This is a genomic window from Chryseobacterium gotjawalense (assembly GCF_030012525.1).
Classification (GTDB): Bacteria; Bacteroidota; Bacteroidia; order Flavobacteriales; family Weeksellaceae; genus Kaistella; species Kaistella gotjawalense.
The window spans coordinates 2,518,536-2,544,892 of record NZ_CP124855.1 but is presented as its reverse complement, the minus strand read 5'-3'; the positions used below and the strand labels follow the sequence as shown (position 1 = coordinate 2,544,892).

Here is a 26,357-nt window from a genome sequence, read left to right as displayed (position 1 = left end):
ATGGAGTTAAAGAAATACATTTCTAAATTCCTGGCTAAAAGAAAGAAGAACCTATCAGAGAAAGACTATTATTTAAGTAACGAGATGACCAAAATCACTGGTTGTCCTGTTCAAAATATTAATCTCTATCGGGAAGCATTTTCTTTAAAAACCTCATCTAAAAACAAGCAGACCAAAAACTACGAACGTCTTGAGTTCTTAGGCGACTCCGTGTTGGGAACGATTATTTCCTGCCATCTTTTTGCGACTTATCCCGATGCCAATGAAGGATATCTCACTCAGATGAAATCAAAAATTGTAAACAGGAAAAACCTTAATAAATTAGGGAACGAACTCTCACTGACTAAGTTTTTGCAAAATGAATCCAATACTTCTCTCAGTGAAAATATCGCTGGGAATCTTTTTGAAGCCTTAGTTGGAGCGATTTATCTCGACCAGGATTATGATACCTGCAGAAAAATACTTCTCGACCGCTTGCTGACGCCAAAAGCGATCAATCAACTTGAAAACAAAATAATCAGCTATAAAGGGTTATTGCTGGAATGGAGTCAGAAGAAAAAAGTCACGATCAGGTATGAGACTTTAGAAGAGATTCAGGCCAATAAAAATTTTGTTTTTAGAACTCATGTCTGGCTGGATAACGATAAAATCTCGAATGCTACCGAAACTTCTAAGAAAAAAGCAGAAGAAAAAGCTGCACAAAGAGCTTTCTATATTTTAAATAAAAAACAAAGTATTCTTGAAAACCCAAAAGTTCACTCTTGAGATTGATAAAGACGATGAAATTACCTTAGGTTTAGTTCGTCTTGCAAAAGAAGTTCCCGATTACGAACTTTTTTATCATCTCAATGTATTGAACCCTTTCAAGTTTACCCGAATCACAGATTTAATTTATCATGGTAAGTATTATGACTATTATTTTCCGCGGTTTCGGTCATTTCATCACGATACCAAAATCTGCATTCACTTTATTGCAAATCAATCAAATCACAGCATTCAAAAAAGCAGTCCCGTAGAACTCTTTAATACAGAGCAGGATACAAAATATTTACTCGACCATTATCCCGATGTAAATTACCTCATCAAGACTTCGGAACCATTTGATGATTTTTCACTAATTTTGCTGCCTGAAAACCTGATGTTTCAAATACAAGATTTTCAATTAAGCCCTATCGAGGAGCTTTATCAATTAATTCAATATTATGAATAAATATATAAAAAAAACAAAAATCATCGCGACGCTCGGCCCAGCTTCTTCTGACAAAGAAACGATGATGCAACTGGTGCAAGCCGGTGTAGATATCTTTAGAATAAATTTCTCTCATGCAGATTACGATATCGTAAAAAAGAATGTAGATACCATCCGCGAAATCAACCAGGAACTGGGACAATCTGTAGGAATCCTGGGAGACTTACAAGGTCCGAAACTACGTGTTGGCGTGGTGAAAGAAGGATCATACCTGAATCCAGGCGATATCCTAACCTTTACCAATGAAAAAATAGAAGGTGACTCTGAAAGAGTTTACATGACTTATCAGAAATTTCCGCAAGATGTAAAAGTCGGTGAAAGAATTTTGATTGATGACGGAAAGCTCGTTTTAGAAGTTACCGAAACCAATAATATAGATACCGTAAAGGCAAAGACGATTCAAGGGGGACCGCTAAGTTCTAAAAAAGGCGTAAATCTTCCTAACACCAACGTTTCTCTTCCGGCTCTAACAGAAAAAGATATTGAAGATGCTAACTATATACTGGATTTGGAATTAGATTGGATTGCTTTATCTTTTGTCCGCCATGCACAGGATATTATTGATTTAAAGGAGATTATAAAAAACCATCCTACCAACAGACAGAAAACGCCAATTATCGCAAAAATTGAAAAACCGGAAGGAGTCAAAAATATTGAAGAAATTCTTTTGGAATGCGATGGTATCATGGTTGCGCGTGGTGATTTAGGTGTAGAAGTTCCGATGGAGGAAGTTCCTGCCATTCAAAAAAATCTGGTAGAGAAAGCCCGTAAACACTCGAAACCCGTGATCATCGCCACCCAGATGATGGAAACCATGATTACAAGCTTAACCCCGACCAGAGCAGAGGTAAACGATGTTGCGAACTCTGTATTAGATGGTGCTGATGCAGTAATGCTTTCCGGAGAGACTTCCGTAGGCCGTTATCCTGTTGATGTTGTTAAAAACATGGCTAAGATTGTTAAAAATATTGAGCAAACTCATTTTTACAGAACTAAAAACTCACCAATTGAACATGATTTCGATTGTATCGATGAGCGTTTTATCACAAAAAGAATTTGCCTTGCTGCCGTAAGAATTGCAAAAACCACCAATGTGGAAGCGATTGTTACTTTAACGTATTCCGGTTACACTGCCTTTCAGATTTCAGCACACCGCCCAAATTCTAACATCATCGTATTCAGTTCTAACAAACGCGTTATTACGATGTTGAATTTATTATGGGGAGTCCGTGCATTTTATTACGATATGCAAAAATCAACCGATGAAACCATTATCCAGGTTAATATGTTGGCTCACACTTATGGTTACGTAGAAAAAGGTGATTTTGTATTGAACCTGAATGCAACCCCAGCTTATGAAGATGGAAAAACAAATACTTTGAGATTGACTAACATTTAATCCCATTCAAATATTAAAAAAATTGCGTTCTTTTTGAATGCAATTTTTTTTGCTTTTTTAAGAACAAATAAAATTTACTTTAAAATTTCTTCAAATTTGAAGGGAGAGGCTGAAAGCTTTAACAATCATCTCTTTATAATAAAAAAAATAATCCGCTCAACGAATTGAACGGATTATTTTTTTATAATTAAACCTTTGAAGGTATAAAATTACATCATTCCCGGCATTCCGCCACCCATTGGCATTGCTGGTTCTGCGCTTTTAATTTCCGTAATTACACATTCTGTTGTTAATAACATTCCTGCGACAGAAGCGGCATTTTCCAAGGCAACACGAACTACTTTTGTAGGGTCGATAATTCCTGCTTCGTACATGTTTACGAATTCATCGTTTTTCGCATTGAAACCGAAATCTCCACTTCCTTCTGCTACTTTCGCAACGATTACAGAACCCTCACCTCCTGCATTGGCAACGATTTGTCTTAATGGTTCTTCGATCGCTCTCTTTACGATTTTGATACCTGTATCCTGATCCTGATTATCACCTTTCAAAGTATCCAAAGCTGGAATACTTCTTACCAAAGCAACACCACCTCCGGGAACAATTCCTTCTTCTACGGCAGCTCTTGTTGCATGAAGTGCATCATCAACTCTGTCTTTTTTCTCTTTCATTTCTACTTCAGAAGCTGCTCCAACGTAAAGAACTGCAACTCCACCGGCTAATTTTGCCAATCTTTCCTGCAATTTTTCTTTGTCGTAATCAGAAGTAGTTGTTTCCATCTGCGCTTTGATCTGGCTAACTCTTCCTTTGATCTGAGCTTCGTCTCCTCCACCGTTTACCAAAGTAGTGTTGTCTTTATCGATCACCACTTTTTCAGCAGTTCCCAACATTTCCAAAGTAGCGTTTTCCATTGTGAAACCTCTCTCTTCGGAAATAACTGTTCCTCCCGTTAAGATGGCGATATCTTCTAACATTGCTTTTCTTCTGTCCCCAAATCCTGGAGCTTTTACAGCAGCAATTTTCAAAGAACCTCTTAATTTATTGACTACTAAAGTTGCCAAAGCTTCCCCTTCAACTTCTTCACAGATAATTAATAAAGATTTTCCTGCCTGTGCAACCGGCTCCAAAACCGGAAGCAAATCTTTCATTGAGGAGATTTTTTTCTCAACTAAAAGAATATAAGGATTCTCTAATTCTGCAACCATTTTCTCTGGATTAGTCACGAAATAAGGAGATTGGTAACCTCTGTCGAACTGCATTCCTTCAACAACGTCAACAGTTGTATCGGTTCCTTTGGCTTCTTCAACCGTAATTACACCTTCTTTACCAACTTTTCCAAACGCCTCAGCGATTAAAGTTCCGATGGTATCATCATTATTGGCAGAAATAGAAGCAACCTGCTTAATTTTTTCTGAAGAATCACCCACTTTCTGAGATTGAGACTGTAAGTTTTTCACTACTTCAGAAACTGCTTTATCAATACCTCTTTTCAAATCCATCGGATTAGCTCCAGCTGCAACGTTTTTCAAACCTTCGCGAACGATTGCCTGAGCAAGAACGGTTGCTGTAGTTGTACCGTCTCCTGCGATATCACTGGTTCTGGAAGCTACTTCCTTCACCATCTGAGCACCCATATTTTCAACCCGGTCTTCGAGTTCGATTTCCTTTGCGACAGAAACTCCGTCTTTGGTTACGTGGGGTGCACCGAAAGATTTTTCTATAACTACATTTCTTCCTTTTGGTCCTAATGTTACTTTTACTGCATTTGCTAATGCATCAACGCCTCTTTTCAAAGCATCTCTGGATTCGATATCGAATTTTATTTCTTTTGCCATTTTTTTTATTGTATTAATGTATTATGTACAATGATTCTTAAATATTAATTAACAAAAAATACTTTGCACTTTGTACATCGTATTCTTCACCACTATTTTATCCCAAAATTCCCAATAAATCACTTTCTTTTACGATAAGATAATCTTTGCCATCTAACTTTAATTCTGAGCCTGAATATTTTCCGTAAAGCACTTTGTCGCCTACCTGAACCGTAGTCGGTTCATCTTTTTTTCCTGGTCCTACTGCAACTACAGTTCCTTCCTGAGGTTTTTCTTTTGCGGTGTCTGGGATAATAATTCCTGAAGCGGTTTTCGTTTCAGCTTTAATCGGTTCAACTAAAACGCGATCTGCTAATGGTCTGAATTTTACTGACATATTACTTTTGTTTAAATTATTATGTTACGCTTTCTTATTCACTAAAACAATGCCACAGCGGCTTAACTGAAAATCTGTCATTAAGTGTTTAATCAATAAGAAATTTTGGCAGAAAAAAAGCCATTCAAAATACGAATGGCTTTATATACTTCTTTTAAAATCAATTCTTCTTTCCTGCCGCCTGCATAGGATTAATCTTCCCGCTGGCAGCTCCACGCACAGCACCTTCCTGTTTTTGTTTAAAAACCTGAAACTTCGAAGTCGGTTCAGGCACTTCGCCCCAGAAATTATTTGAAGTATCGATGTCTGCGGTTTCGCGCATCGGGTCGAGCTGGATGGATTTTAATTTCTTGTCAAAATAATATGTTTTAGAAACCTTCTGTTCGTTCTTTCTCCAGATTTGTGCAGAAGATTTATCATTCAATTTACTTCCGTCTTCAAAAGTAAATTCCAGAATAATCGGCATTACCAAACCTCCTTTGTTGCTGAAATCAATTTGATAAGCATAGACTTTTTCTAATTTCGATTTCTCTTTTTGAGGCACATTCTCAAAATTATCCATCTTCATTTTATATTCTTTTTTGGTATCTACTTTTTCCTGACCACGGTTGTACCGCCAGTAGAAATCCTGGGATTCTTTATTGGTATCGGTATAGAAAGTGATGGTTTTATCTTCTCTGTTTCTGATTTTCGAAATATCTTCAAAATCACTTTGCAACGGTTTTTCAATTGTATAAGTAACTTCTCTTGATTTTGGGGCAGAATCTAAATCCGGCGAAGCAACCGTAACCTTATCAATAGAAATATCCACAGGATCGATACCATAAAACCAACCGCGCCAAAACCAATCGAGATTTTCAGCACTTGCATCATTCATCGTACGGAAAAAATCCGCCGGTTCCGGATGTTTGAAAGCCCATCTTTTGGAATACGTTTTAAAAGCTTTATCAAACAGTTCTCTGCCCATAATGGTTTCACGAAGAATATTCAGTCCGGTTGCAGGTTTTGAATACGCATTTGGTCCAAACTGCACAATGTTTTCAGAATTGGTCATGATAGGCTCCAACTGATCTTTGGGCAACTTCATATAATCGACAATTTCGTAAGCAGGACCACGGCGGGAAGGGAATTTGCTATCCCATTTCTGCTCGGTCAGATATTCTAAAAAAGTATTTAAACCTTCATCCATCCAGGACCACTGTCTTTCGTCGGAATTAATGATCATCGGGAAAAAGTTATGGCCGACTTCATGAATAATCACGCCGATCATTCCATTTTTAATACCTTCAGAATAAGTTCCGTCTTTTTCTGTTCTTCCATAATTAAAACAGATCATCGGATATTCCATTCCGTTTGCTGCCTCGATGGACTGAGCAACGGGATAAGGGTAAGGAATACTGAATTCAGAGTAAGTTTTGATGGTATGAGCGACCGCGCGTGTTGAAAATTTCCGGTAAAGACCATACGCTTCTTTCGGATATAAACTCATCGCCATGACCTCATTGTTATTTTCAGGAATCGTAACTTTCATTCCGTCCCAAATAAATTTCCTCGAAGAAGTCCACGCAAAATCACGGACATTTTCAGCCTCGAATTTCCAGATTTTTCTTTCTTTTGATTTGCTTTTTTCCGCTTTTTTCGCTTCGTCTAAAGTTACAATTTCCAAAGGTTCATTTGCATTTTGAGCCTGCTTCCATCTTGCAAGTTGTGCCGAAGTTAAAACCTGTTCATAATTCTTACCAGTTCCCGTTGCAGCCACAATATGATCCGCAGGAACATTCATGGCAACTTTATAATTACCAAAAACCAGAGCAAATTCGCCCCGCCCGGTAAACTGATTATTCTGCCAACCTTTGAAATCACTGTAAACGCACATTCTCGGAAACCACTGTGTGATGGTATATAAATCATTCCCATCTTCCGGGAAAAATTCATAGCCTCCACGTCCGCCCATTTTAATCCGGTCCGGTATATTATAATTCCAGTCGATTTTAAAAGTGATCTTCTCTCCTTTCTTTAAAACTGTGGAAAGATCGATGCGCATCATGGTTTTATTGACGATATATTTCAAAGGTCTTCCTGAAGCATCGGTAACTTTTTCTAAATTTACACCGTAACCATTGTTTTTTTCCGGCAGATCTGTAGCTTTTAATCTGTCCGACGTTACCATTTTCGGCAATGTAGATTCTGATTGGTAGCCCGCATTTTTTACGGATGACTGTTCATTTTCGTCCAGCTGAAGCCAGAGATACTCTAAATCATCGGGAGAATTATTAAAATAAGTGATGGTCTCTGAAGCTCTCAAATTTCTTTTGTCTTCATCCAGAAAAGCAGTAATATCATAGTCGGCGCGGTTTTGCCAATAGCCTTGCCCCGGCGCTCCCGAAGCGGTTCTATACACATTTGGAGTTGGTAAAACAGTACCTAACTGTTCAAACTTATTCCCGTGATTACTCTTAGGGTTGTTTTGAATATCCTGTGCAGAAATTCCCAAAGGAATAAAAAGAGAGAAAATGAGATATTTGAAATTCATTGTAAAGGAAGTTTAAGTAATAGTATTCAAAACTAAGGATTCGTTACAAAAATAGGATTATAAATAAAAAATTTAACATTTTAAAACGGAATTCTTTCCAAAGCCATTTTTAAAGAAAGTGCAAAAACAGCAGAGGAAACAAACATAATCCAGTCTTTTTTGTTGACTTTAAAAAGGTTAAGTAACAGAAAATGAATGATTAAAATTACAGCAACGACAACAATTTGCCCCAATTCCAAACCAATATTGAAGCCCAAAAGCGGCAGAAAAACATGCTGTTCGTTTGCCATCATCATTCTTGCAGTATTCGCAAATCCCATCCCGTGAATCAGCCCAAAAAACAAAGCGAGATAATAATTTATTTTCATTAAATTATTCTGCCTGTTTCTCATTAAAATATTGTCCAAAGCGGTAATCACAATGGTGAGCGGAATTAAAAACTCAACCCATTTTCCCGACACCCGAACAACATCTAAAATACTTAACGCTAAAGTAATGGAATGACCAACCGTAAAAGCGGTAACGATCCACAATATTTTTTTCCAGTCCTTTAACGAATAAACCGCCACCAAGACCAAAACAAAAAGCTGATGATCCAAAGCATCCAACGAAATAATATGTTCCCAACCGAGTTTCAGATAGAATATAAAGTCCTTCATTAATTTTTTTTGTAAACATATAACAGTTGAATCAAAAAATCAATACTTTAAATGCGATTTAAGGAAAAAACAATCTTTTGAACATTTACATGAGCATTCTGTCATAATATTTTCTAATTACTAAATAATTCGATAGTTTTGCGAAACTTAAATTAATTAAATTAAACATGAAAAGAAAAATACCTTTTTCACTTGAAATTTTTTCAGGAGCACCTTTGCACATAAAACTACTACAGGTTAAGCACTTCTTAGCCTTGTTGTTTTTACTGTCGTTTGGGATCATCTTCGGACAATACCAAAAGATCGACTACAAATTTGAAATGCTTATTAAAGAAAGCAAAAACACTGCTCAAACTGCACAGAAGTTAAGCAGTTTGGCAAAAGGCTTACAACTGGATCAACATCTCGTAGTAACTGGAAAAGGAGCACAGACCATGTATTCTTGTATTGTTTACACAGAGCATGCTGAAAAATTAAAAGCAAACGGAATCTTGGTACAAAGTACGCTGCCAAAGTTTGTAACCGCTCTGGTAACGATTGATGATTTAGAAAAAATGGCTCAAATGAAGGATGTTATTTCCATCATTTCACCAGAATTTGATGAATTGCATAATGATACCAGCCGTATTCAATCGGGAGCAAATCTACTTCAACAAGGAGTATTAAATAACACGAATTATAATGGTGAAGGAGTTTTAGTTGGAATTTATGATACGGGAATTGACTGGAAACACCCTGATTTTAGAGATCCAAACGACCCTACTAAAAGCAGAATTATAAGCATTTGGGATCAGACCCTAACTAAAACTGGCGCAGAGGTCAGTCCTGCAGGTTTTGCAAAAGGAGTAGAATATACCAAAGCACAAATCGAAGATGAATTAGATGGCACCCCTGCAAATTTTGTAAGACAAAAAGACATCAATGGTCATGGAACACATGTCTCAGCAACAGCTGCGGGAAACGGGGCCGCTTTTGCGGATAAAAGACACAGAGGATTTGCTCCTAACGCAGGAATCGTTTTTGTAAAAGGTGGGGACGGATCGTTCCCTCAAGCAAATACAATTGATGCAATTACTTACTTTCAAAATGTTGCAACAGCGCTCAACAAGCCCATCGTCTTCAACATGAGTATTGGTGGTCAGGGAAGCGCTCATGATGGAACTTCTCCACATGAAATCGCAATTGATGAATTTACTGCTTCAGGTCCCGGCCGTGTTGCTGTAATTTCTGCCGGAAATGATTATGGAACAAATCTTCATAGAAAAGTGAATATTGAACCTAGTTCTACAGGAACTTTCAGCATTACTGCAGGAAGTAATACTTCACTTTCATCTGTATTTTCTTTTTATATGTATGGAAGTAATGACAATGATGTGACCGCAAAATTAACTTCACCGGATGGTGGTGTTTATCTATCTCCATCTGGAGCCACGACTTCTCATCCTATTCAAGATGGGAAATTCACGGCTCTCGTCTATAATTGGGTTTCGTCTGCCAATAATAAAAGATATGTGCAGGTTGTAATTACAAGAAACTCAGGAACTACAGATAACAGTCAAGGTCTTTATACCATGGAACTTACCAACAATGGTTCCACCCCGATGATGGTTCACGGCTATAAGGTGACAGAAGGCGCTGCTTCAATCTTGGCAGATGCTGACAACGAATATATTGTGGGTTCACCCGGTAATTCAACAAAAGCAATTACGGTTGCTTCTTATATTGCACGGTTAACCTCTTATAAATCAAACGATACTCCAGGAGGATATACTCTTACAAACAATTTGGCTGAAAACATTTCATCATTTAGCGCACAAGGACCGAGAGCAGACGGTTTCCAAAAGCCTGACATTACAGCTTCTGGACAATATATAATTTCTGCAATGTCTTCAGACGCCATGTTAGCAGCAACTTCTGCTGATAATATTGATGGAACTTATTACAAAAAAAACCAGGGAACAAGTATGTCTTCACCAGGTGTCGCGGGAGCGGTAGCATTGCTTCTGCAAGCCAATCCTAATATAACTGCTGCAGAAGTAAAAGCAAAACTTACGGCAAATGCACGACAAGATGCTATGACAGGAACTATTCCTAATCCGCGATGGGGATTCGGTAAATTAGATATTTATAAAACTGTGGCAGATGAAATCGGGTGTCAAACTTCTGAAACAGAAACAATCGCTTATGATGAGCAGTTCTACATCAGTACTCAAGACAGTAATACCACTTCTACCAATTATGTTTTTGCGGTAAAATACACACCTACCATTACAGGAAAATTAGGATCTGTACTGTTTTACACTGGTTCCGGAGCATCGGGTGATATTCCAGTTACGGTTGCAGTAAGAACGGTAGAAAATGGCAAACCAGGACAGGTTCTGGCTTCCAAGACTTACAATTCTCTTCTAAACGATTTTCAAAGAAGTGCGTGGAACTCTGTAGACTTTAGTCAGTTTGGACTTTCAGTTACAACAGGAAAAGATTTTTATGTTACCATTGATGCCTCAGGTGGAGCAATGTCATTAAGAAGAGAAAACATCAGCTTAGACAATAGAAGTATGTTCTCTACTGATGGCGGAACAACTTGGACGCCGTCAACATCTGATTACAGAATTAGAGCGATGGCTTATGAAGACAAACCTCAAATTAAAGCATTAGCCACTCAAAATGAAACAGTTTCTTTCGTGGCGGCACAAGGCAAAAACTATGCAACTACGAATTGCAATTTGGTTGGAATGGTAGAAAAAACAGCTACCAATACGGTCACTGGAAATGTTACGGCAAAAGTTTGGTTGACCAATCCGGAATCTACCCACGTAGCAAGAAGATATGAATTCGCTCCAGCCACAAATCCTGCAACAGCGACAGGAAAAGTTACTTTATATTTCGAGCAATCTGAATTCGACGCTTACAACGCAACGAATTCAAAAAAATTGCCAGCTTCACCAAATGACAATGAAGGAAAATCAAACATTCTGATTGATAAATTTGCTGGAACAAGTTCTGATAACTCAGGTTCAATCGCATCTTATACCAACGGGTTTGTAACTTTAACTCCAGGCACTGAAAACGTGAGATGGAATCCTACTTACCGTTATTGGGAAGTAACAATTGATACAACAGGATTCAGTGGATTCTTTGTGAGAACAAGTTCCTCTTTCTTGGCAGCGACAGATACGAAACAGGATCAAGTGGTGATTTATCCAAATCCGGTTAAAGACGTTCTGTATATTAACCTTAAATCAAAGCAAGGAAACGTGAAAATTTTCGACTTATCGGGAAAAGTTGTTAAAACGGCTACCGTAAATAACTCTGGTTCAGTTGATGTTTCCAAACTTTCAAAAGGAATGTATATCGTAGAAATTACAACGGATGGAAATTCTAAATTGACCAAAAAAATCATTAAAGAATAAATTCAATTCTATAATTTATATTGAAGTGGCAGTCGAAAGATTGCCACTTTTTTTATCTTTGTTTAAAATTGTTCCTCCATGACATTTAAAAGATTCCTTTTATTTTGCGCAACTGCCTTTCTAGTGCTGAGTTTAAGTTCCTGGTCAACAAGAATCCATCCATATCATGTGGGCTCAGTAGAGTTTAATTATAATCCTACCTCAAGAACTTTTGAAATTACGGGGAAATTTTTTCTGGATGATCTGGAAAATGCGCTGAAAGAAAAATACGGAAAAGCAGTTCATTTTGATGATGCAAAATACAAACAGCAGATTAATGAATTACTAAAGAAATATTGTGAAGAATACCTGAAAGTAAAAACAGACAATAAATTCCTGAAAATCAATTATATCGGTTTTGAAGAAAACAGTGAATCAGTTAATATTTACTTAGAATCTGAAACGCTGAATCCACCCAAAAAAGTAGAAGTTGCCGTGAGTTTGCTCTATAATTTTTTTGATGATCAGATGAATATCATTCATATCATCGTGAACAGGAAACGGGAAAGCGACAGACTGAATTACCCGAACCGGTATTTGTATAAAATGTTTTAAAACTCAGAATTTACTTTTTGAGCATACTCGAAAAGTTCGGGGAAAAACCGATCAAAATGTTGTTGCAGTTGTGGTTTGTTAGCTATAAATAATTCAAAAACAGGTAGGTCTTCCTCCAGATATTTGGCTTTATTCAATACATTTTGAATCGAATATTTGATTCCCCAATCTTCTTTGTAATTATAAAGCCAATTGTCTTTTTCCATACCATCGACCATCCTTATTAATTTTTCAGGAAGCAGTTCCTGATATTTCCGCAAAACCCGATAGACCCTTTGGGCGTGATTTTTCAAAACCTCATCGGCTAACGAATTCGCCAGAAAATAATCCATCGACACATCCACAAAAGCACCGGAATACAATCTTACGAGCGGACTGAAAATTTTCTTCGCCTCACTGATTTCCGGATGGGCATCGGTAAAAGTATCGATTTTCCGGTGCAGCGTAATTCCCTCCTGGATGTTTTCGGGGAAAGAAAAGCGGTCTCTGTTCGGAATAACATCTTCCAAAAACTGACCAACGATCTGTTCATCGGTAAAGGCGAGATAGGAATGGGCGAGGTAATTCATCAATCTAAATCCAGTACTATTTTCAGTCCGGTTTTTACTTCCTCAATGATTTGAGGAGAAACCATTCCAATTTTTTTAATAAACCGCGTATTGTCTAATGCTCTGATTTGATCAATCATAATTTCGCAGTCCTCAAAAACACCTGTTGTTTTCGCATCCAAAAAAACACGGATCAATTCAGCATTTTTAATTTTGGTGGTGATCGGACAAATAATGGTAGAAGTATGCTCTATTTCATTAAGCAAATTAGTTTGTACCACTAAAACAGGTCTTGTCTTTTCTGTTTCAGTACCGATTTGTGGATTCAAATCTGCAATCCAAATTTCAAATTGATTAAAAATCATTTTCTAAACTTTCAAATTCTTTTAAAATCTCCAAATTATCTTCCCGTACCAACAAAGAACTTTTCAAAAGCTTCGCCTTCAAAATTTCCCTTTTCTGCATCTTATTATAATAATCTAAAGCCTCATTAATATATCTGTTTCTGGGCTTTTTATATTTTTTCAAAATATCTTCTGTCTCCGAAAAAATGGATTCATCTATTTTTAAAGAAATCACTTTCATTGATTCAAATTTTACACAAATATATGAATTTAATATCCATAAAGTATATCCTTTTTACACATTCGTGATCTATCTAAAACAGCCGTTCATGAAAATCCTCAATCTTACTCACTTCTTCCACAATAATCCCATATTTCTTTTTCGGAATTTTATTTAAATTAGAAACAAATATTTTCTCGTAACCCAATTTCTCTGCTTCCGAAATCCTTTGTTCAATCTGCGGAATCGGACGGATTTCTCCACTCAACCCGATTTCTCCGGCAAAACAAAAATGTTCCGATATCGCAATATCTTCATTCGAAGAGAGAATCGAAGCCACCACCGCCAAATCCAAAGCCGGATCTCCCGTTTTTATTCCGCCTGTAATATTCAGGAAAACATCTTTCGCGCCCAACTGAAAACCGGCTCTTTTTTCTAAAACCGCCAAAAGCATATTGAGCCTTTTCGAATCAAAACCGGTGCAACTTCTTTGCGGCGTACCATAAACTGCGGTACTTACCAATGCCTGAATTTCTATCAGCATCGGACGGTTTCCTTCTAAAGTTACCGCGACAGAATTCCCGGAAAGTTCTTCGAATTTCTTGGTGATCAAAATCTCAGAAGGATTTTTTATCTCCTTTAAACCTTGCGAAACCATTTCATAAATCCCGATTTCGGCCGTCGACCCGAAACGGTTTTTACTCGCTCTCAATAATCGGAACAAATGATTTCGGTCACCGTCAAAATTCAGCACCACATCTACCATGTGCTCCAAAACTTTCGGACCTGCGATCTGGCCGTCTTTTGTAATATGTCCGACTAAAAAAGTCGGCGTATTGGTTTCTTTAGAAAACTTAATAATCTCGTTCGAACATTCCCGAATCTGCGAAACCGTTCCGGGCGAGCTCTCAATCAACTGGCTTTGTAATGTTTGAATAGAGTCGACAATCAAAAAATCCGGCTTCAGCTTTTTAGCTTCGTGCAGAATCTTTTCCACCGAGGTTTCGGTAAAAAGAAAGCAGTTTGGATTTTGCAGTTCCGTAAGTCGGTCAGCGCGCATTTTTATTTGGGATGCGCTTTCTTCACCGGAAACATAAAGAATAGTTTTCTTCATTTTCAGTGCCAACTGGAGCAGCAAGGTCGATTTTCCTATTCCAGGTTCGCCCCCAATTAAAGTCACGGAACCCAAAACAATTCCGCCACCGAGAACGCGGTTCAGTTCTTCAGAAGGCGTTGTAATTCGGGGCTCTTCGAAAGTTTCAACCTCGATAATATTGATGATATGCTGTTTCGACCGGTCAGAAAAACTTTTCGCGGGAGATTTTTCAACAATCTCTTCCACCAAAGTATTCCACTCGCCACAATTCTTGCACTGTCCCAACCACTGCGGATGCTGCGACCCACAGTTCTGACACAGATATGCTGTTTTCACTTTTGCCATGTTGCGAATTTCCCGCTTTTTTTTGAATTATTAAGATTTCAGCAAAAAAATAACCGCCAAAAAAGCGGTTATTGATATTTGTAATAAAAAATATTAGTTGGCTACGATGTTTACGGTAACTTTAATAGCATCACCGGTTTTCACGCCCATGAAACCAGGTCTTTCAATTCCGTACGTTGACAATTTCATATTTTCCGTACCTGTTATATGATAAGACGCGCCGTTTTTCGTAACGGTAACAGGAAAGTTAACCTCTTTGGTAACCCCTGCGATTGTCATTTTACCCGCTAAATTTCCTTTTCCAACTGTTAATGTTGGTGCAGCAAAGATAATATTGGGGAATTTGTCGGATTTCAATGCGCCATAGGCCTTGTTATCCATCATTTTTCCTTTGGTGCTTTTCAGGCTTTTTACCGGCATTGTGAATTTCACATTGGTAATGGTGTTTCCACTGGCATTTCCTGTGAAGCTCGCTTCAGATCCGTTCATCACCCAATCATGCATTGGTGAAGTCCCGGCAATATTAACTGTTGTAGATTTCCCCGTAATGTTTTGCGCATTTACAAAACCAACAAGCGTTAAGGCAACTAATACAAGAATTGATTGTAATGAATTTTTCATTTTTTTAATATTTATCAGTTACTGAAGTGTAACTATAGTTTAGAGCTCAATTACCAGACCAAGTTAAACATGTTTCAGCCCTTTATGGCGTGACATATCTCATGTGTCATACCCGGGAAGAATTCATCTGAATGAATGTATTTAATTAAATTTTGAAGTAACCTAATTGCCCCGTTAAAGTTTTTACGCTAACTTTGCCAAAACCTAAACTAATGAGCAAAAAGAACACGAAATACATCTTCGTAACTGGCGGTGTAACTTCTTCTTTAGGCAAAGGAATCGTCTCTGCTTCACTTGGCTTACTGCTGAAATCGAGAGGATTCAATGTCACCATCCAAAAGCTTGATCCTTACATTAATATTGATCCGGGAACGCTAAATCCCTATGAACACGGAGAATGTTACGTGACCGAAGACGGCGCAGAAACCGATTTGGATCTCGGACATTACGAAAGATTCCTGAATTCCAATACTTCTCAAAACAACAACGTAACCACCGGTAAAATTTACCAAACCGTTATTGAAAAAGAAAGAAAAGGGGACTTCCTGGGAAAAACCGTGCAGGTTATTCCCCATATCACCAACGAAATTAAGCGCCGGATTAAAATGCTGGCGAAACAAAACTACGATATCATCATCACCGAAATTGGTGGAACTGTAGGCGATATAGAATCACTTCCTTATATTGAAAGTGTGCGCCAACTGAAATGGGAACTGGGCGAACACAATTCCATGGTTATTCATTTGACGCTGTTGCCGTATTTGGCTGCCAGTGGTGAATTGAAAACAAAACCTTCCCAACATTCTGTCCGTCAATTAATGGAATCCGGGATTCAGGCTGATGTTTTGGTTTGTAGAACGGAGCATATTATTCCCAAAGAACAGCGAATGAAATTGGCTCAGTTCTGTAACGTAGCTTTGGAAAACGTGATTGAATGTAAAGATTTGGAAACCATTTATGAAGTTCCACTTTATTTGCAAAAGCAGGATTTTGATGATGTTGTCTTAAAGGAACTTAATTTAAAATCTGATAAACAGGCTGATTTAAAAGACTGGAAAAGCTTCCTTAAAAAATATAAAAACCCCAAAAAATCAGTTGAGATTGCTCTGGTTGGAAAATATGTTTCATTGCAGGATTCTTATAAATCCATCGCGGAATCGTTTATTCACGCCGGCGCTGATTTGGAAACCGAAGTAAAGGTAAGATGGGTTTACAGCGGTGATATCGACAGCGGAAATGTTGCAGAAACTTTTGCCGGAATCGACGGAATGCTGATCGCTCCCGGATTTGGGGACCGTGGAATTGAAGGGAAAATTGAAGCTGCAAAATACGCCCGGGAAAACAATATTCCTTTATTGGGAATTTGTTTGGGAATGCAGATTATGACCATCGAATTTGCCAGAAACGTTCTTGGTTACAGAAAAGCCAATTCTATGGAATTCGACACTTCCACGCCGGAACCTGTAATTTCTTTAATGGAAGATCAGAAAAATGTGGTTGAAAAAGGTGGAACCATGAGATTGGGTGCCTGGAAATGCACTTTGAAAACAGGTTCCAAACTGAATGAGATTTACGGCACGAAAAACATTTCAGAAAGACACCGTCACCGGTACGAATTCAATTCGGAATACCGGGATGAATTTGAAAAAAACGGCTTGGTTCCCACCGGTTTTAATCCTGAAACAGAGTTGGTCGAAACACTGGAACTGAAAGACCATCCTTTTTATATCGGTGTACAATATCACCCGGAATATAAAAGTACGGTTGCCTCGCCACATCCTTTATTTAAGGCGCTGATTAAAGCAGCTTCTAAAAAATAAGACAAGGAGATAAAAGACAAAATGTTTTTTATCTCTTTTGTTTTTAAATCATTAGTCAAAAAATTCTTCATTGCCAAAAATTTCAGTATTTTTGTCACCCAAAATTAAAAGGGAAGAAACGGATAACTTTCAAACCCAAAATTTTAAAATTCAAATAAATTAAAATGCAGCAAAATAACGGTTTAGATAAAAATCAATTGATCATTTTCGCACTGTTTTCAATGATTATTATGGGCGCAATGTTTTACTTTCAAAACAAGCAGGCCACTGAACAACAATTAAAAGAAGCCAAAAATAAAACCGAGGTAAAGCAAACAGCGCCAGCCAACGTCACAAAACCGGCAATGGTAACCAACCTGAACGACAGCGTAAAAACCACGTCGATACAGCAGGTAGAGCTGAAAAACAAAGAACTGACTTTAGAAATTTCGACTTTGGGTGGCCAACTTACTACCGTGGAATTAAACCAGTATAAGGCTTACGATAAAAAAACCGATGTCAATGATAAGAAGCTTCTGCTTTTTGATAAAAATAATTCATCGTACGGTTTTCAGTTTAAAGATAAATCAGGAAAAACCTTTAACACTAAAGATTTAGTTTTTGCTCCGACTCAAAACGGAAATTCGGTAACGATGCAGGCTAATGTGAACGGTGCGGTGATACAGTTTATTTATACATTGTTAGATAAATACACGGTCGACTTTAATGTAAAAACACAAAATCTGGCGCAACTGGTTTCTGATTCCAAAGCAGATTTCATCTGGGATCTCAGCGCAAGACAAATGGAAAAAGGCCGTTCTCAGGAGCAGACCCATACCGAATTCAATTATACTTTTAATGATTACAAAAGTTTTGATTATGACGGCAGAACCACGATGGAAGAGCCGAAAGAAACGCTGAACTGGTTAGCAATTAAACAACAGTTTTTCTCGATGGTGATCGAGCCACAACATGGTTTCAAAAACGCTCACGGTTCCCAAGACACGATCAATGAAGGCGAGTTTGTAAAGAAATTCAATTTCAATGGCCAGGTTGATTTGGCAGCAGGAGAATTGAATCAGGATTTTAAATGGTATTTTATGCCATTAGATTTACCTTTATTAAAATCTTACGACAAAAACTTCGATGAATTACTGCCTTTGGGTTGGTCATTTATCGGAACATTGAACAGATGGTTCTTTATCCCGATGTATAATTTAATTTCAAGTTGGGGCCTTGCAGCAGGATGGGTTATTTTCCTGATGACCATTATCGTGAAAATCATTTTGTCACCGGTGATGTTCAAGCAACATAAACTGAGTGCGATGATGCGGGTAATTCGCCCGGAAATCGACGAGGTAAACGCAAAATACAAAAATGCGGATCCCATGAAAAAACAGCAGGAAACAATGGCTGTTTACCGGAAAGCCGGTGTAAATCAAATGGCGGGCTGTCTGCCGGGATTAATTCAGGTTCCGATTTTCTACGCATTGTTCCGTTTCTTCCCGAATATGATTGACTTACGCGGAAAAAGTTTTTGGTTCGCTAAAGACTTAACAGCTTATGATGATGTGATTAAACTGCCATTCAGTGTTCCATTACTAGGAGACCATTTAAGTATTTTCGCAATTGCTTGTACAGTGGTGATTTTAATCTATACGATAATGACGGCAGGAAACATTCAGCAACCGACTCAGGAAGGAATGCCGAATATGAAAGTGATTATGTACATCTTCCCGATTACCTTCTTATTCTTTTTGAATACTTCTGCATCAGGTTTATCCTGGTATTATTTTGTATCGAATGCCATTAATATTTTAATTATTTTGGTCATTAAATATTGGATTTTGGATGAGAAAAAGATTCATGCACAGATTCAAATGAACAAACAGAAAGAACCTAAAAAAGAGGGAAAATTCCAGAAAAGAATGCGTGAAATGATGGAGAAAGCACAGGAACAACAGAAAGTGCAGCAAAATCAAGGAAAGAAAAAATAAGCATTTTTATCTTGTCATCTATTTACAAAGAAGCCGTCTCAATACTGAGACGGTTTTTTTTGTTTTTTTTCTACATTTTTTTTGGTGAAATTATTAGATTTTATTATCTTTAAGTATTGATAATCAATGACATGAATATTAAATTTAAGGATTATAACCAACAACAAAACTGGTTATTCCCGCCATCAATCGAAGAGTTGATTCCTGAGAGTCATCCGGTTCGGATTGTCAATGGAATAATTGAGCAACTGGATCTGAAATTGCTCATTGAAGAATACAGCAAAGATGGCAAACCAAGCTTTCATCCCAAGATGATGCTTAAGGTGATGGTTTACGCTTATATGGATAATACGTATTCCAGCAGGAAGATCGAAAAAGCGATGCGCGAGAATATTAATTTCATGTGGCTATCGGCTCAACAGGTTGCAGACCATAATACTATTGCCCGTTTTCGGAGCAAGAAACTCAAGACTATTTTCAAAGATATTTTTAAACAGGTCGTCCTGTTATTAGCCGAGGAAGGACTCGTTAGTTTGAAAGAAGTTTTTACCGATGGCACCAAGATAGAGTCTATTGCCGGGAGGTACACCTTTGTTTGGGGCAATGCCATTAAAACCAGAAAAGAAAAGATGGCAGAGCAACTTGAGCAAATGTGGAACTATGCTCAAAGCATTGCTGATGAAGAAGACAGCGATCCTACGCCACCGGAGTTTAAAACCATCGATAAAGATAAAATAGAGAAGACCGCCAAGAAAATAGAAGAGATTATCAGCAAAAACCCGAAGGCTTCTACTAAAGCAAAGGCAAAACTGAGATACATTCAAAAGAATTTTTCTCAGAACCTGGATAAATACGAGGAGCAGGAAAAACTTTTAGCAGGTCGTGGCAGCTACAGCAAGACCGATCCCGACGCTACCTTTATGCGCATGAAAGATGATCATATGCAGAATGGGCAGCTTAAACCCGCCTACAATGTGCAGGTAAGTTCCGAATCCCAGTTCGTCATTCATTATAGTTTGCACCAAACCACCAACGATTTAAATACGCTCAAACCACACCTTAATACTTTTGAAGATCTTTATCAGTTTTTACCGGAAGAACTCACCGCTGATGCAGGTTACGGCAGTGAAGAAAACTATGATTTTCTGGAAGAAAAAAATATAGAAACCTTCGTAAAATACAACACCTTCGATAAGGAACAGGGGATTTTAAAATCGAAAAGAAAGAAAATCAACGAGGACTTCCATCGCGATAAACTCTATTATAACGAAGAGAAAGATCAATACATCTGTCCGATGGGACAACCAATGAACAAAATCACCAACCGAAATCGAAAAACCAAAAGCGGCTATGCTCAGACAAGCTCACTTTACCAAGCTCAAAACTGCAATGGTTGCCCGCTGCGAGGGACTTGCCATAAAGCCCAGGGAAACAGAGTAATAGAACGGAACCAAAATTTAGAACGGCATAAGGACAGAGTTCGGGAAAATCTCTTAAGTGAACTAGGTGAAATAAAACGCAGACAACGCACTGCCGATGTAGAGCCTGTATTCGCGCATATCAAATCCAACCGGAACTTCAAGCGTTTTACGCACATCGGAATAGAAAAAGCAGAACTGGAGTTCGGATTACACGCTTTAGCACATAATCTAAGAAAGAAAAGTGCTTAAATGGAGCACTTTTTTAGACTATTCTGAAAAACCACATTATCATCTAAAAATTTAACGTCTTAAAAAAGAAAATTAAAAACCGCCTCAAATTTTATTTTGAGACGGCTTCTTTTCCTTTAATCCCTGCCCATAAAAGAGGCATCGTTCGTACGTACGAAATTTTTTTTCGTCTGTACGAACAATTCATTTCATACGTATAAAAAGTTAAGTCCGTAAGTATGGATAAAAAAGGTAACCCCCAACTGCCTGTTTCCTAATTTCAACTTATGCCGTAATCCAGCCTGAAAGATTTCCGGTGATGAATCGTAGGCCCAAATTTGATTAAGGCTTCCCGGTGTTGTTTGGTCGCATATCCCATATTTTTGTTCCACCCATATTCTGGAAATTCTTCATGCAGCTCAATCATCAGTTGATCGCGGTAATTTTTTGCTAAAATAGAAGCGCACGCGATAGAAAGAATCTTAGAATCACCTTTTACAATACATTGATGTGCAATCAACTGATAAGGATGAAACCGGTTTCCATCTATTAAAAGAAGTTCCGGACGTATTTTCAGTTGATCTAAAGCCAAATGCATCGCGTGAATACTTGCATTTAAGATATTATGCTCATCAATAAAGGCTGGAGAAAGCTCTGCAATGGCAAAATCTTTCACATTTTCTTTAATATAATCATCGAGCGCCATGCGGGTCTTAAATGTTAATTTTTTAGAATCGTTAACCAAATTTTGGTTAAAATTTTCATCGAGAATAACCGCTGCAGCTACTACTGGTCCACAGAGACAACCTCTGCCAACTTCATCACATCCAGCTTCTAAATAACTTCCGGAGAAGGTTTTCAATAATTCCATTAAATCTAATATAAGTGTAAAACTATAAAATTTTTAAGAATTAATTAACAAAATGTTTGGTCATATTACAAAAAGTTTGCACTTTTGTTGTAATGAAAAAATTTAATTTGATATGAAGAAACTAACAACAAGCGTTTTAGCTGTAGTTTTGACTGCGTCATTTGCTTTGGTAAATGCACAGAAAAAAGACACGATTAGAACGCAAAACATCGGTGAAGTTATAATTACCGGCGCTTTAGGCATTAAGAAAACAGCCGACGCGGTAACATCATCACAACAGGTAGTCTCCGCTGAAGAACTGAATCAAGCTGGAAACTCGAATGCTGTTCAAGCCTTAACAGGTAAGGTAGCTGGTTTACAGATTAACCTAAACAACAGTTCAGTAAACAGTAACAACTCAATTCAATTGAGAGGTCTGCGTAGTATTTCAGGTAACAACGACGCATTAGTGGTTATAGACAATGTAATCTCTTCTGCTACTGTACTTGGATCTCTTCCACCTGATTTAATCGAATCGATTAACGTAATCAAAGGAGCACAAGGTGCTGCTTTATACGGTGCTGACGGTGTGAATGGTGTAATTATAGTAAGTACCAAGAAAGGTGCGAAAAATAAGCTATCCGTAAGTTACGACGGAACTGTTGATTTTGAATCAGTAGCCTTTGTTCCAAAGAGACAAATGAAATATGGTCAAGGCTGGGACAAAGCCAGAGATCAGTATGAAAATGGTGCTTGGGGACCAGCTTTTGACGGTAGTATTACCGCTTATGGTGTTCCCTTGTATGATTACAATGGTGACGGATTCATCACTCTAGATGGTATTGGATGGGATGCAGGTTTACCTACAACAGGCGATAACCCAGCTGCAATTGTTGCTCCTTATATCGCAAGACCGAACGAAGTGAAAAACTTCTTTCAAATGGGTACAACTTTAAGCAACAGTATTACTTTAAATGCAGGAAGCGAAGGAAAATACGCGCTATTGAGTTTGAACAATACCAAGCGTGACTTTGTTATTGATGGAGATAAATCTAATAAGACTTCATTCTTATTCAAAGGAGGTGCGAAAGTAAACAAATTCACTTTTGACGGGGGTCTGAATTATATCAGAACCGATTTTTCCCAAACAACTAGTATGTATGATGAAACTACTAATGATTCATTGTATTGGGGTTTATTACAATCTGCACCAGACATTCCTATTACAGCTTACAAAGGTATCTCGGAAGAAACTGCTTATACGTACAATATCTACTACCAGAACCCGTACTGGAGAATGAAACATGTAAGACAGGATTATACAAGAGATTACTATAGTGCAAATCTTGGTGCTGGTTATGATATTAACGAACACGTAAATGTTAAATATACAGGTAACTTACAAGGGACTTTTTCTAAAAACACCAGTCACAGAGATGCTTGGTCAAAAGCAAAATATAATGGCGCTGCTGCATCACAGTTGAAAAATGTAACTTCTGCATTATTTGTAGATGACAGAAACAGTTTTGATTACTATGGTGATTTATTGTTAAACTTTGATTACGATTTAACAAGCGATGTAAACCTTAAATTAAATCTTGGTCATAACTATCAGGAACACAGATTATCAATCATGCAAAATGGTGGAGCCAATCTAGCTGTACCAGGAGTTTATGTAATGACCAATGTTACTCAACCCCTATCTGCGTCTGCATTAATAAATGAAAGCTATAGAAGGAATTCTCATGCGGTTTTTGCAAATTTAGATTTAGCATATAAGAATTTCCTTTTCTTAAATGCAACCGGTAGAAATGAGTGGGCTTCACAATTACCTGTGGAAAACAACTCTTATTTTTACCCATCTGTAGGAGTTTCATTTGTTCCAACTAAAGCGTTCAATTTTGGAGGAGATCTTGTAAATTACATGAAAATCTCAGGAAACTGGACTAAAGTAGGAAACTCTAACACCATAGGATGGTATGACATCAATAAAACAACTGAAGTTGTAGCAGGATATCCATTCGGTGGCGTAAACTCTTACAGAAACAGTATGGTTCAGACAGATCCAAACATCCGTCCAGAGTTTATTACTACCAGCGAGGTAAATCTTGATTTAGGATTTTTAAAAGACAGAGTTAGAGTTAGTGGATCTATCTATCAGCAGGACACTAAAGATTTGATTACCAATCAAACAAGCTCTTCAGCTGCAGGGATTAATACAAAGAAAATTAATATCGCAAAAATGCAGTCAAAAGGTGCTGAAATCAATTTAGGATTAGTACCAATTAAGACTTCTGATTTCAAATGGGAGATTAATGCAGGTTATTCTTACAACGAATCCATTGTTCAGGAAATTATGGAGGGTGTAAATGAGATCGCTTTAGTTGCTGGTACAACTTGGGGTATTTATGCACAAAAAGGATCGGTTTTCCCATTGATCAAAGTATCAAAAATGCAAAGAGATGACCAAGGTAGAGTTATTATCAATGCTGCAAATGGTAACCCTCTACTTACTTCTTCTCTAGAGAATGCTGGAAGTGCAGCGCCAAAAAGTATTTATAATTTCAGCACCAATGTTTCATTTAAAGGATTCAAACTTGGAGCAGTTGCCGATTATAGATACGGAGCTAAATTCATAGCAGACGTTAAGAGTGGATTAGCATTTAACGGATCATTATATGACTCTGGTGAAGTTGTTCGTGAAAACGGTGGATTCATTATGGAAAACTCAGTAATTTCTGACGGAGCGGGTGGATACAAACCAAACACAACTGTTTATACCGGTGGTACAAGCTACGGTTCTCTACTTACCTACTACAGTAGTATTTTCTCTACCTACGGAGAAAATCTTCTAACTGACGGTCAAGCATTTAAAATTAGAGAAATATCTTTATCATACAGTATACCTAAGACCTTGGTTAAACCATACGGATTGGAAGAGATTACATTTGGATTACATGCAAGAAATCCTTTCAAAAAATTCGCAGATAATAACTTAGATTACGCAGATCCAGAATCCAGTTATTATTCAGGTAATGCAAGAGGTGTTGCTAATCGTACGCAGTACCCTAGTACGAAAGTTTATGGCGCAACGCTAAACCTTAAGTTCTAATATTTAATTTTTAATTTTTAATTTAACAATATGAAAAAATATATTTTATTATCATTTGTTGGTCTAGCATTAGTTTCTTGCCGATTAGATGATAATTTAAACCCAAACAAAGTCTTGGCAGACCAGGCTACGCCAGGCTTGAGATTATCGGGAGCTTCTGTTACTGCATACGCAGTTCAAGCTGGAACGATGAACGGATTAGGAAATGCATGGACCAACGCTTGGTCAGGAAATTTCGCCACATTTGGAAATCCGTTTACTACGGAATCTAACTTGGATATCACAACTACATACCGTCAAACTATATTTACGGATACGTACAAAGCGGTTACAAGATTTCAAAGAATTATTGACTTTGGCGCTACGGCTCCAAACTATGTAGCAATAGCAAAAATTCAAAAGGCCTATTACATGCAGATTTTAGTTGATCTTTATGGTAATATTCCTTTTTCTGAAGCTTTCAAAGAGTCTGATAATCCAACTCCAAAATACGACAAAGATGTTGATATTTACAAAGCTTTAGTTGCTGAACTTCTTGAAGCAAGAGCTCTAATTGCCAGTACTCCTGCAACCGCAGCTTTTAAAGTAGAAGCTACTTCTGATCCAATTTTCAAAGGAAATATGGTGAAGTGGAACGAATTCTGTAACACGGTAATGTTGAAATATGCAATTCACCTTGCAAATACTACTAACGCCGATGGTATCGCACTAAGAAATCAAATTATTAGCGCTCTTGCAGGTGCTTCCTATATTTCTGGTGACGTTACTATTAATCCAGGTTACAGTAATGCTTCTGCAGATACTCAAAACCCTTTGTATTTAAACTTTGGTAGACTTACATATGCGGGAGCAGTTGATACTCAAGCATACCAATTGATGACAGCTTCAGATCATGCTGTAAAATCATTACAAGGTGATCCATCAAAAATTACCAGTGGAGTTACAGATTCAAGAATCGGATATTTATTCACCACTGGTGTCAAGTACAACGGTACTGCAGCAGGTGGAGCAACAGGCTACTATGGCTTCCCTCAAGGAATGACCAATGATGACTATAAAGTTTTTCTTGGCTACACTGTTAATGATAGAAAACCAGTTATCGGTAACTTCTCATTCTTGGGTGGAAACTTTGTTCCAGCAAGTGGCGCTAGTGCAAATGGATTCTTGATGTTACGTTCAGAAAGTGAATTCTTACAAGCTGAAGCAGCTCTAAGAGGTTATGCTGGATTTGCAGGAGATCAGGCTCATTTTGAACAAGGAATCAGATATTCATTTATCTTTGATTATACGCAAGTTGATCCAGCGGCAGCTAATACTACAGCAGCAAATGCTGCAGCAACCGCATATATCGCAAGCGCAGCAGCCAAAGTTAAAGTTGGATGGGCTGGAACTGTTGATAATAAAATTGCTGCTATCCAATATCAAAGATGGGTTGCTTTAATGAATTACAATGGAATCGAGTCTTACATCAACTACTTAAGAACTGGTTATCCAGAAACTCCACTAGCTACAACTACAGTTAAAGCTAACAAACCTTGGAGACTTCTATATCCATCAGCTGAATATTCTAGTAATAGTGCTAATGTTCCAGTTGTATCACAGGCTGAAGTATTTACCAAAAATGCTACAACGCCGTTTATCTACAAATAGAATACTTTTTTTAAGTATATATTTCTTAAACCACTCCTCGGAGTGGTTTTTTTATTTCCGTATATTTG

Annotated in this window: 20 protein-coding genes; 10 read left to right on the top strand and 10 right to left on the bottom strand. The window is 37.7% G+C overall.

Annotation, left to right across the window (positions count from 1 at the left end; all coding sequences use genetic code 11):
* Genes rnc through pyk form a run of 3 tightly spaced genes read left to right on the top strand, consistent with a single transcriptional unit; the run spans position 1 to position 2,648 of the window.
* Positions 1 to 765, top strand: coding sequence for a ribonuclease III (gene rnc, locus QGN23_RS11560; protein ID WP_282904452.1), 765 nt, complete (start codon positions 1 to 3; stop codon positions 763 to 765).
* Positions 740 to 1,210: an IPExxxVDY family protein gene (locus QGN23_RS11555; RefSeq protein ID WP_282904451.1), complete on the top strand. Its 471-nt coding sequence runs from the start codon at positions 740 to 742 to the stop codon at positions 1,208 to 1,210. The genes rnc and QGN23_RS11555 overlap by 26 nt, the downstream gene beginning before the upstream one ends.
* Positions 1,203 to 2,648 carry a pyruvate kinase gene (gene pyk / locus QGN23_RS11550; protein WP_282904450.1) on the top strand — a complete coding sequence of 482 codons (1,446 nt, stop codon included), beginning with the start codon at positions 1,203 to 1,205 and terminating at the stop codon, positions 2,646 to 2,648. Before QGN23_RS11555 ends, pyk begins: the two co-directional genes overlap by 8 nt.
* Positions 2,649 to 2,857: 209 nt before the next feature.
* On the opposite strand, the gene groL is transcribed toward pyk, so the two are convergent.
* The 4 genes from groL to QGN23_RS11530 form a co-directional block, all read right to left on the bottom strand.
* A complete protein-coding gene (gene groL, locus QGN23_RS11545; RefSeq protein WP_282904449.1) occupies positions 2,858 to 4,483 on the bottom strand; it encodes a chaperonin GroEL in 1,626 nt (541 codons plus the stop codon).
* A gap of 97 nt (positions 4,484 to 4,580) precedes the next feature.
* Complete coding sequence (locus QGN23_RS11540) at positions 4,581 to 4,859, bottom strand: co-chaperone GroES (protein WP_133439465.1); 279 nt, start codon at positions 4,857 to 4,859, stop codon at positions 4,581 to 4,583.
* Positions 4,860 to 5,019: 160 nt separating this feature from the next.
* Positions 5,020 to 7,392, bottom strand: a complete 2,373-nt coding sequence (locus QGN23_RS11535; RefSeq protein ID WP_282904448.1) for a M1 family metallopeptidase — start codon at positions 7,390 to 7,392, stop codon at positions 5,020 to 5,022.
* An 80-nt stretch (positions 7,393 to 7,472) separates the two neighbouring features.
* The gene (locus QGN23_RS11530; protein ID WP_282904447.1) at positions 7,473 to 8,051 is read right to left on the bottom strand and encodes a HupE/UreJ family protein; all 579 of its coding nucleotides are present in this window, start codon (positions 8,049 to 8,051) and stop codon (positions 7,473 to 7,475) included.
* 167 nt (positions 8,052 to 8,218) lie between these two features.
* Between QGN23_RS11530 and QGN23_RS11525 the strand changes: the two genes are divergently transcribed.
* Together QGN23_RS11525 and QGN23_RS11520 are read left to right on the top strand one after the other, a co-directional pair.
* The gene (locus QGN23_RS11525; protein WP_282904446.1) at positions 8,219 to 11,464 is read left to right on the top strand and encodes a S8/S53 family peptidase; all 3,246 of its coding nucleotides are present in this window, start codon (positions 8,219 to 8,221) and stop codon (positions 11,462 to 11,464) included.
* 78 nt (positions 11,465 to 11,542) lie between these two features.
* On the top strand, positions 11,543 to 12,058 hold the full coding sequence (locus tag QGN23_RS11520) for a DUF6702 family protein (RefSeq protein ID WP_282904445.1): 516 nt from the start codon (positions 11,543 to 11,545) through the stop codon (positions 12,056 to 12,058).
* On the opposite strand, the gene QGN23_RS11515 is transcribed toward QGN23_RS11520, so the two are convergent.
* The 5 genes from QGN23_RS11515 to QGN23_RS11495 all read right to left on the bottom strand — a co-directional run bounded on the left by QGN23_RS11515 (position 12,055) and on the right by QGN23_RS11495 (position 15,232).
* A complete protein-coding gene (locus QGN23_RS11515) occupies positions 12,055 to 12,627 on the bottom strand; it encodes an acyl carrier protein phosphodiesterase (RefSeq protein WP_282904444.1) in 573 nt (190 codons plus the stop codon). The genes QGN23_RS11520 and QGN23_RS11515 overlap by 4 nt on opposite strands.
* Positions 12,627 to 12,971: a type II toxin-antitoxin system PemK/MazF family toxin gene (locus tag QGN23_RS11510; protein ID WP_282904443.1), complete on the bottom strand. Its 345-nt coding sequence runs from the start codon at positions 12,969 to 12,971 to the stop codon at positions 12,627 to 12,629. Before QGN23_RS11510 ends, QGN23_RS11515 begins: the two co-directional genes overlap by 1 nt.
* The gene (locus tag QGN23_RS11505; RefSeq protein ID WP_282904442.1) at positions 12,961 to 13,191 is read right to left on the bottom strand and encodes a hypothetical protein; all 231 of its coding nucleotides are present in this window, start codon (positions 13,189 to 13,191) and stop codon (positions 12,961 to 12,963) included. Before QGN23_RS11505 ends, QGN23_RS11510 begins: the two co-directional genes overlap by 11 nt.
* Before the next feature lie 73 nt (positions 13,192 to 13,264).
* Positions 13,265 to 14,611 (bottom strand): DNA repair protein RadA, encoded by a 1,347-nt coding sequence (gene radA, locus QGN23_RS11500; protein WP_282904441.1) that lies wholly within the window; start codon positions 14,609 to 14,611, stop codon positions 13,265 to 13,267.
* A gap of 93 nt (positions 14,612 to 14,704) precedes the next feature.
* Complete coding sequence (locus QGN23_RS11495) at positions 14,705 to 15,232, bottom strand: YceI family protein (protein WP_133439456.1); 528 nt, start codon at positions 15,230 to 15,232, stop codon at positions 14,705 to 14,707.
* Between the two features lie 212 nt (positions 15,233 to 15,444).
* Between QGN23_RS11495 and QGN23_RS11490 the strand changes: the two genes are divergently transcribed.
* The 3 genes from QGN23_RS11490 (at position 15,445) to QGN23_RS11480 (ending at position 20,698) form a co-directional block, all read left to right on the top strand.
* Positions 15,445 to 17,052, top strand: coding sequence for a CTP synthase (locus QGN23_RS11490; protein WP_282904440.1), 1,608 nt, complete (start codon positions 15,445 to 15,447; stop codon positions 17,050 to 17,052).
* A gap of 164 nt (positions 17,053 to 17,216) precedes the next feature.
* Entirely contained in the window at positions 17,217 to 19,028 is a 1,812-nt protein-coding gene (yidC, locus tag QGN23_RS11485; protein ID WP_282904439.1) for a membrane protein insertase YidC, read from the top strand.
* Between the two features lie 122 nt (positions 19,029 to 19,150).
* A complete protein-coding gene (locus tag QGN23_RS11480; RefSeq protein ID WP_282906372.1) occupies positions 19,151 to 20,698 on the top strand; it encodes an IS1182 family transposase in 1,548 nt (515 codons plus the stop codon).
* Positions 20,699 to 20,957: 259 nt separating this feature from the next.
* Here the strand turns inward: QGN23_RS11480 and QGN23_RS11475 are convergent, their stop codons facing one another.
* Positions 20,958 to 21,548 (bottom strand): ribonuclease HII, encoded by a 591-nt coding sequence (locus QGN23_RS11475; protein ID WP_282904438.1) that lies wholly within the window; start codon positions 21,546 to 21,548, stop codon positions 20,958 to 20,960.
* A 112-nt stretch (positions 21,549 to 21,660) separates the two neighbouring features.
* Between QGN23_RS11475 and QGN23_RS11470 the strand changes: the two genes are divergently transcribed.
* Together QGN23_RS11470 and QGN23_RS11465 are read left to right on the top strand one after the other, a co-directional pair.
* Positions 21,661 to 24,639: a SusC/RagA family TonB-linked outer membrane protein gene (locus QGN23_RS11470; protein ID WP_282904437.1), complete on the top strand. Its 2,979-nt coding sequence runs from the start codon at positions 21,661 to 21,663 to the stop codon at positions 24,637 to 24,639.
* 30 nt (positions 24,640 to 24,669) lie between these two features.
* Positions 24,670 to 26,289 (top strand): SusD/RagB family nutrient-binding outer membrane lipoprotein, encoded by a 1,620-nt coding sequence (locus QGN23_RS11465; RefSeq protein ID WP_282904436.1) that lies wholly within the window; start codon positions 24,670 to 24,672, stop codon positions 26,287 to 26,289.
* Positions 26,290 to 26,357: the final 68 nt, after the last annotated feature.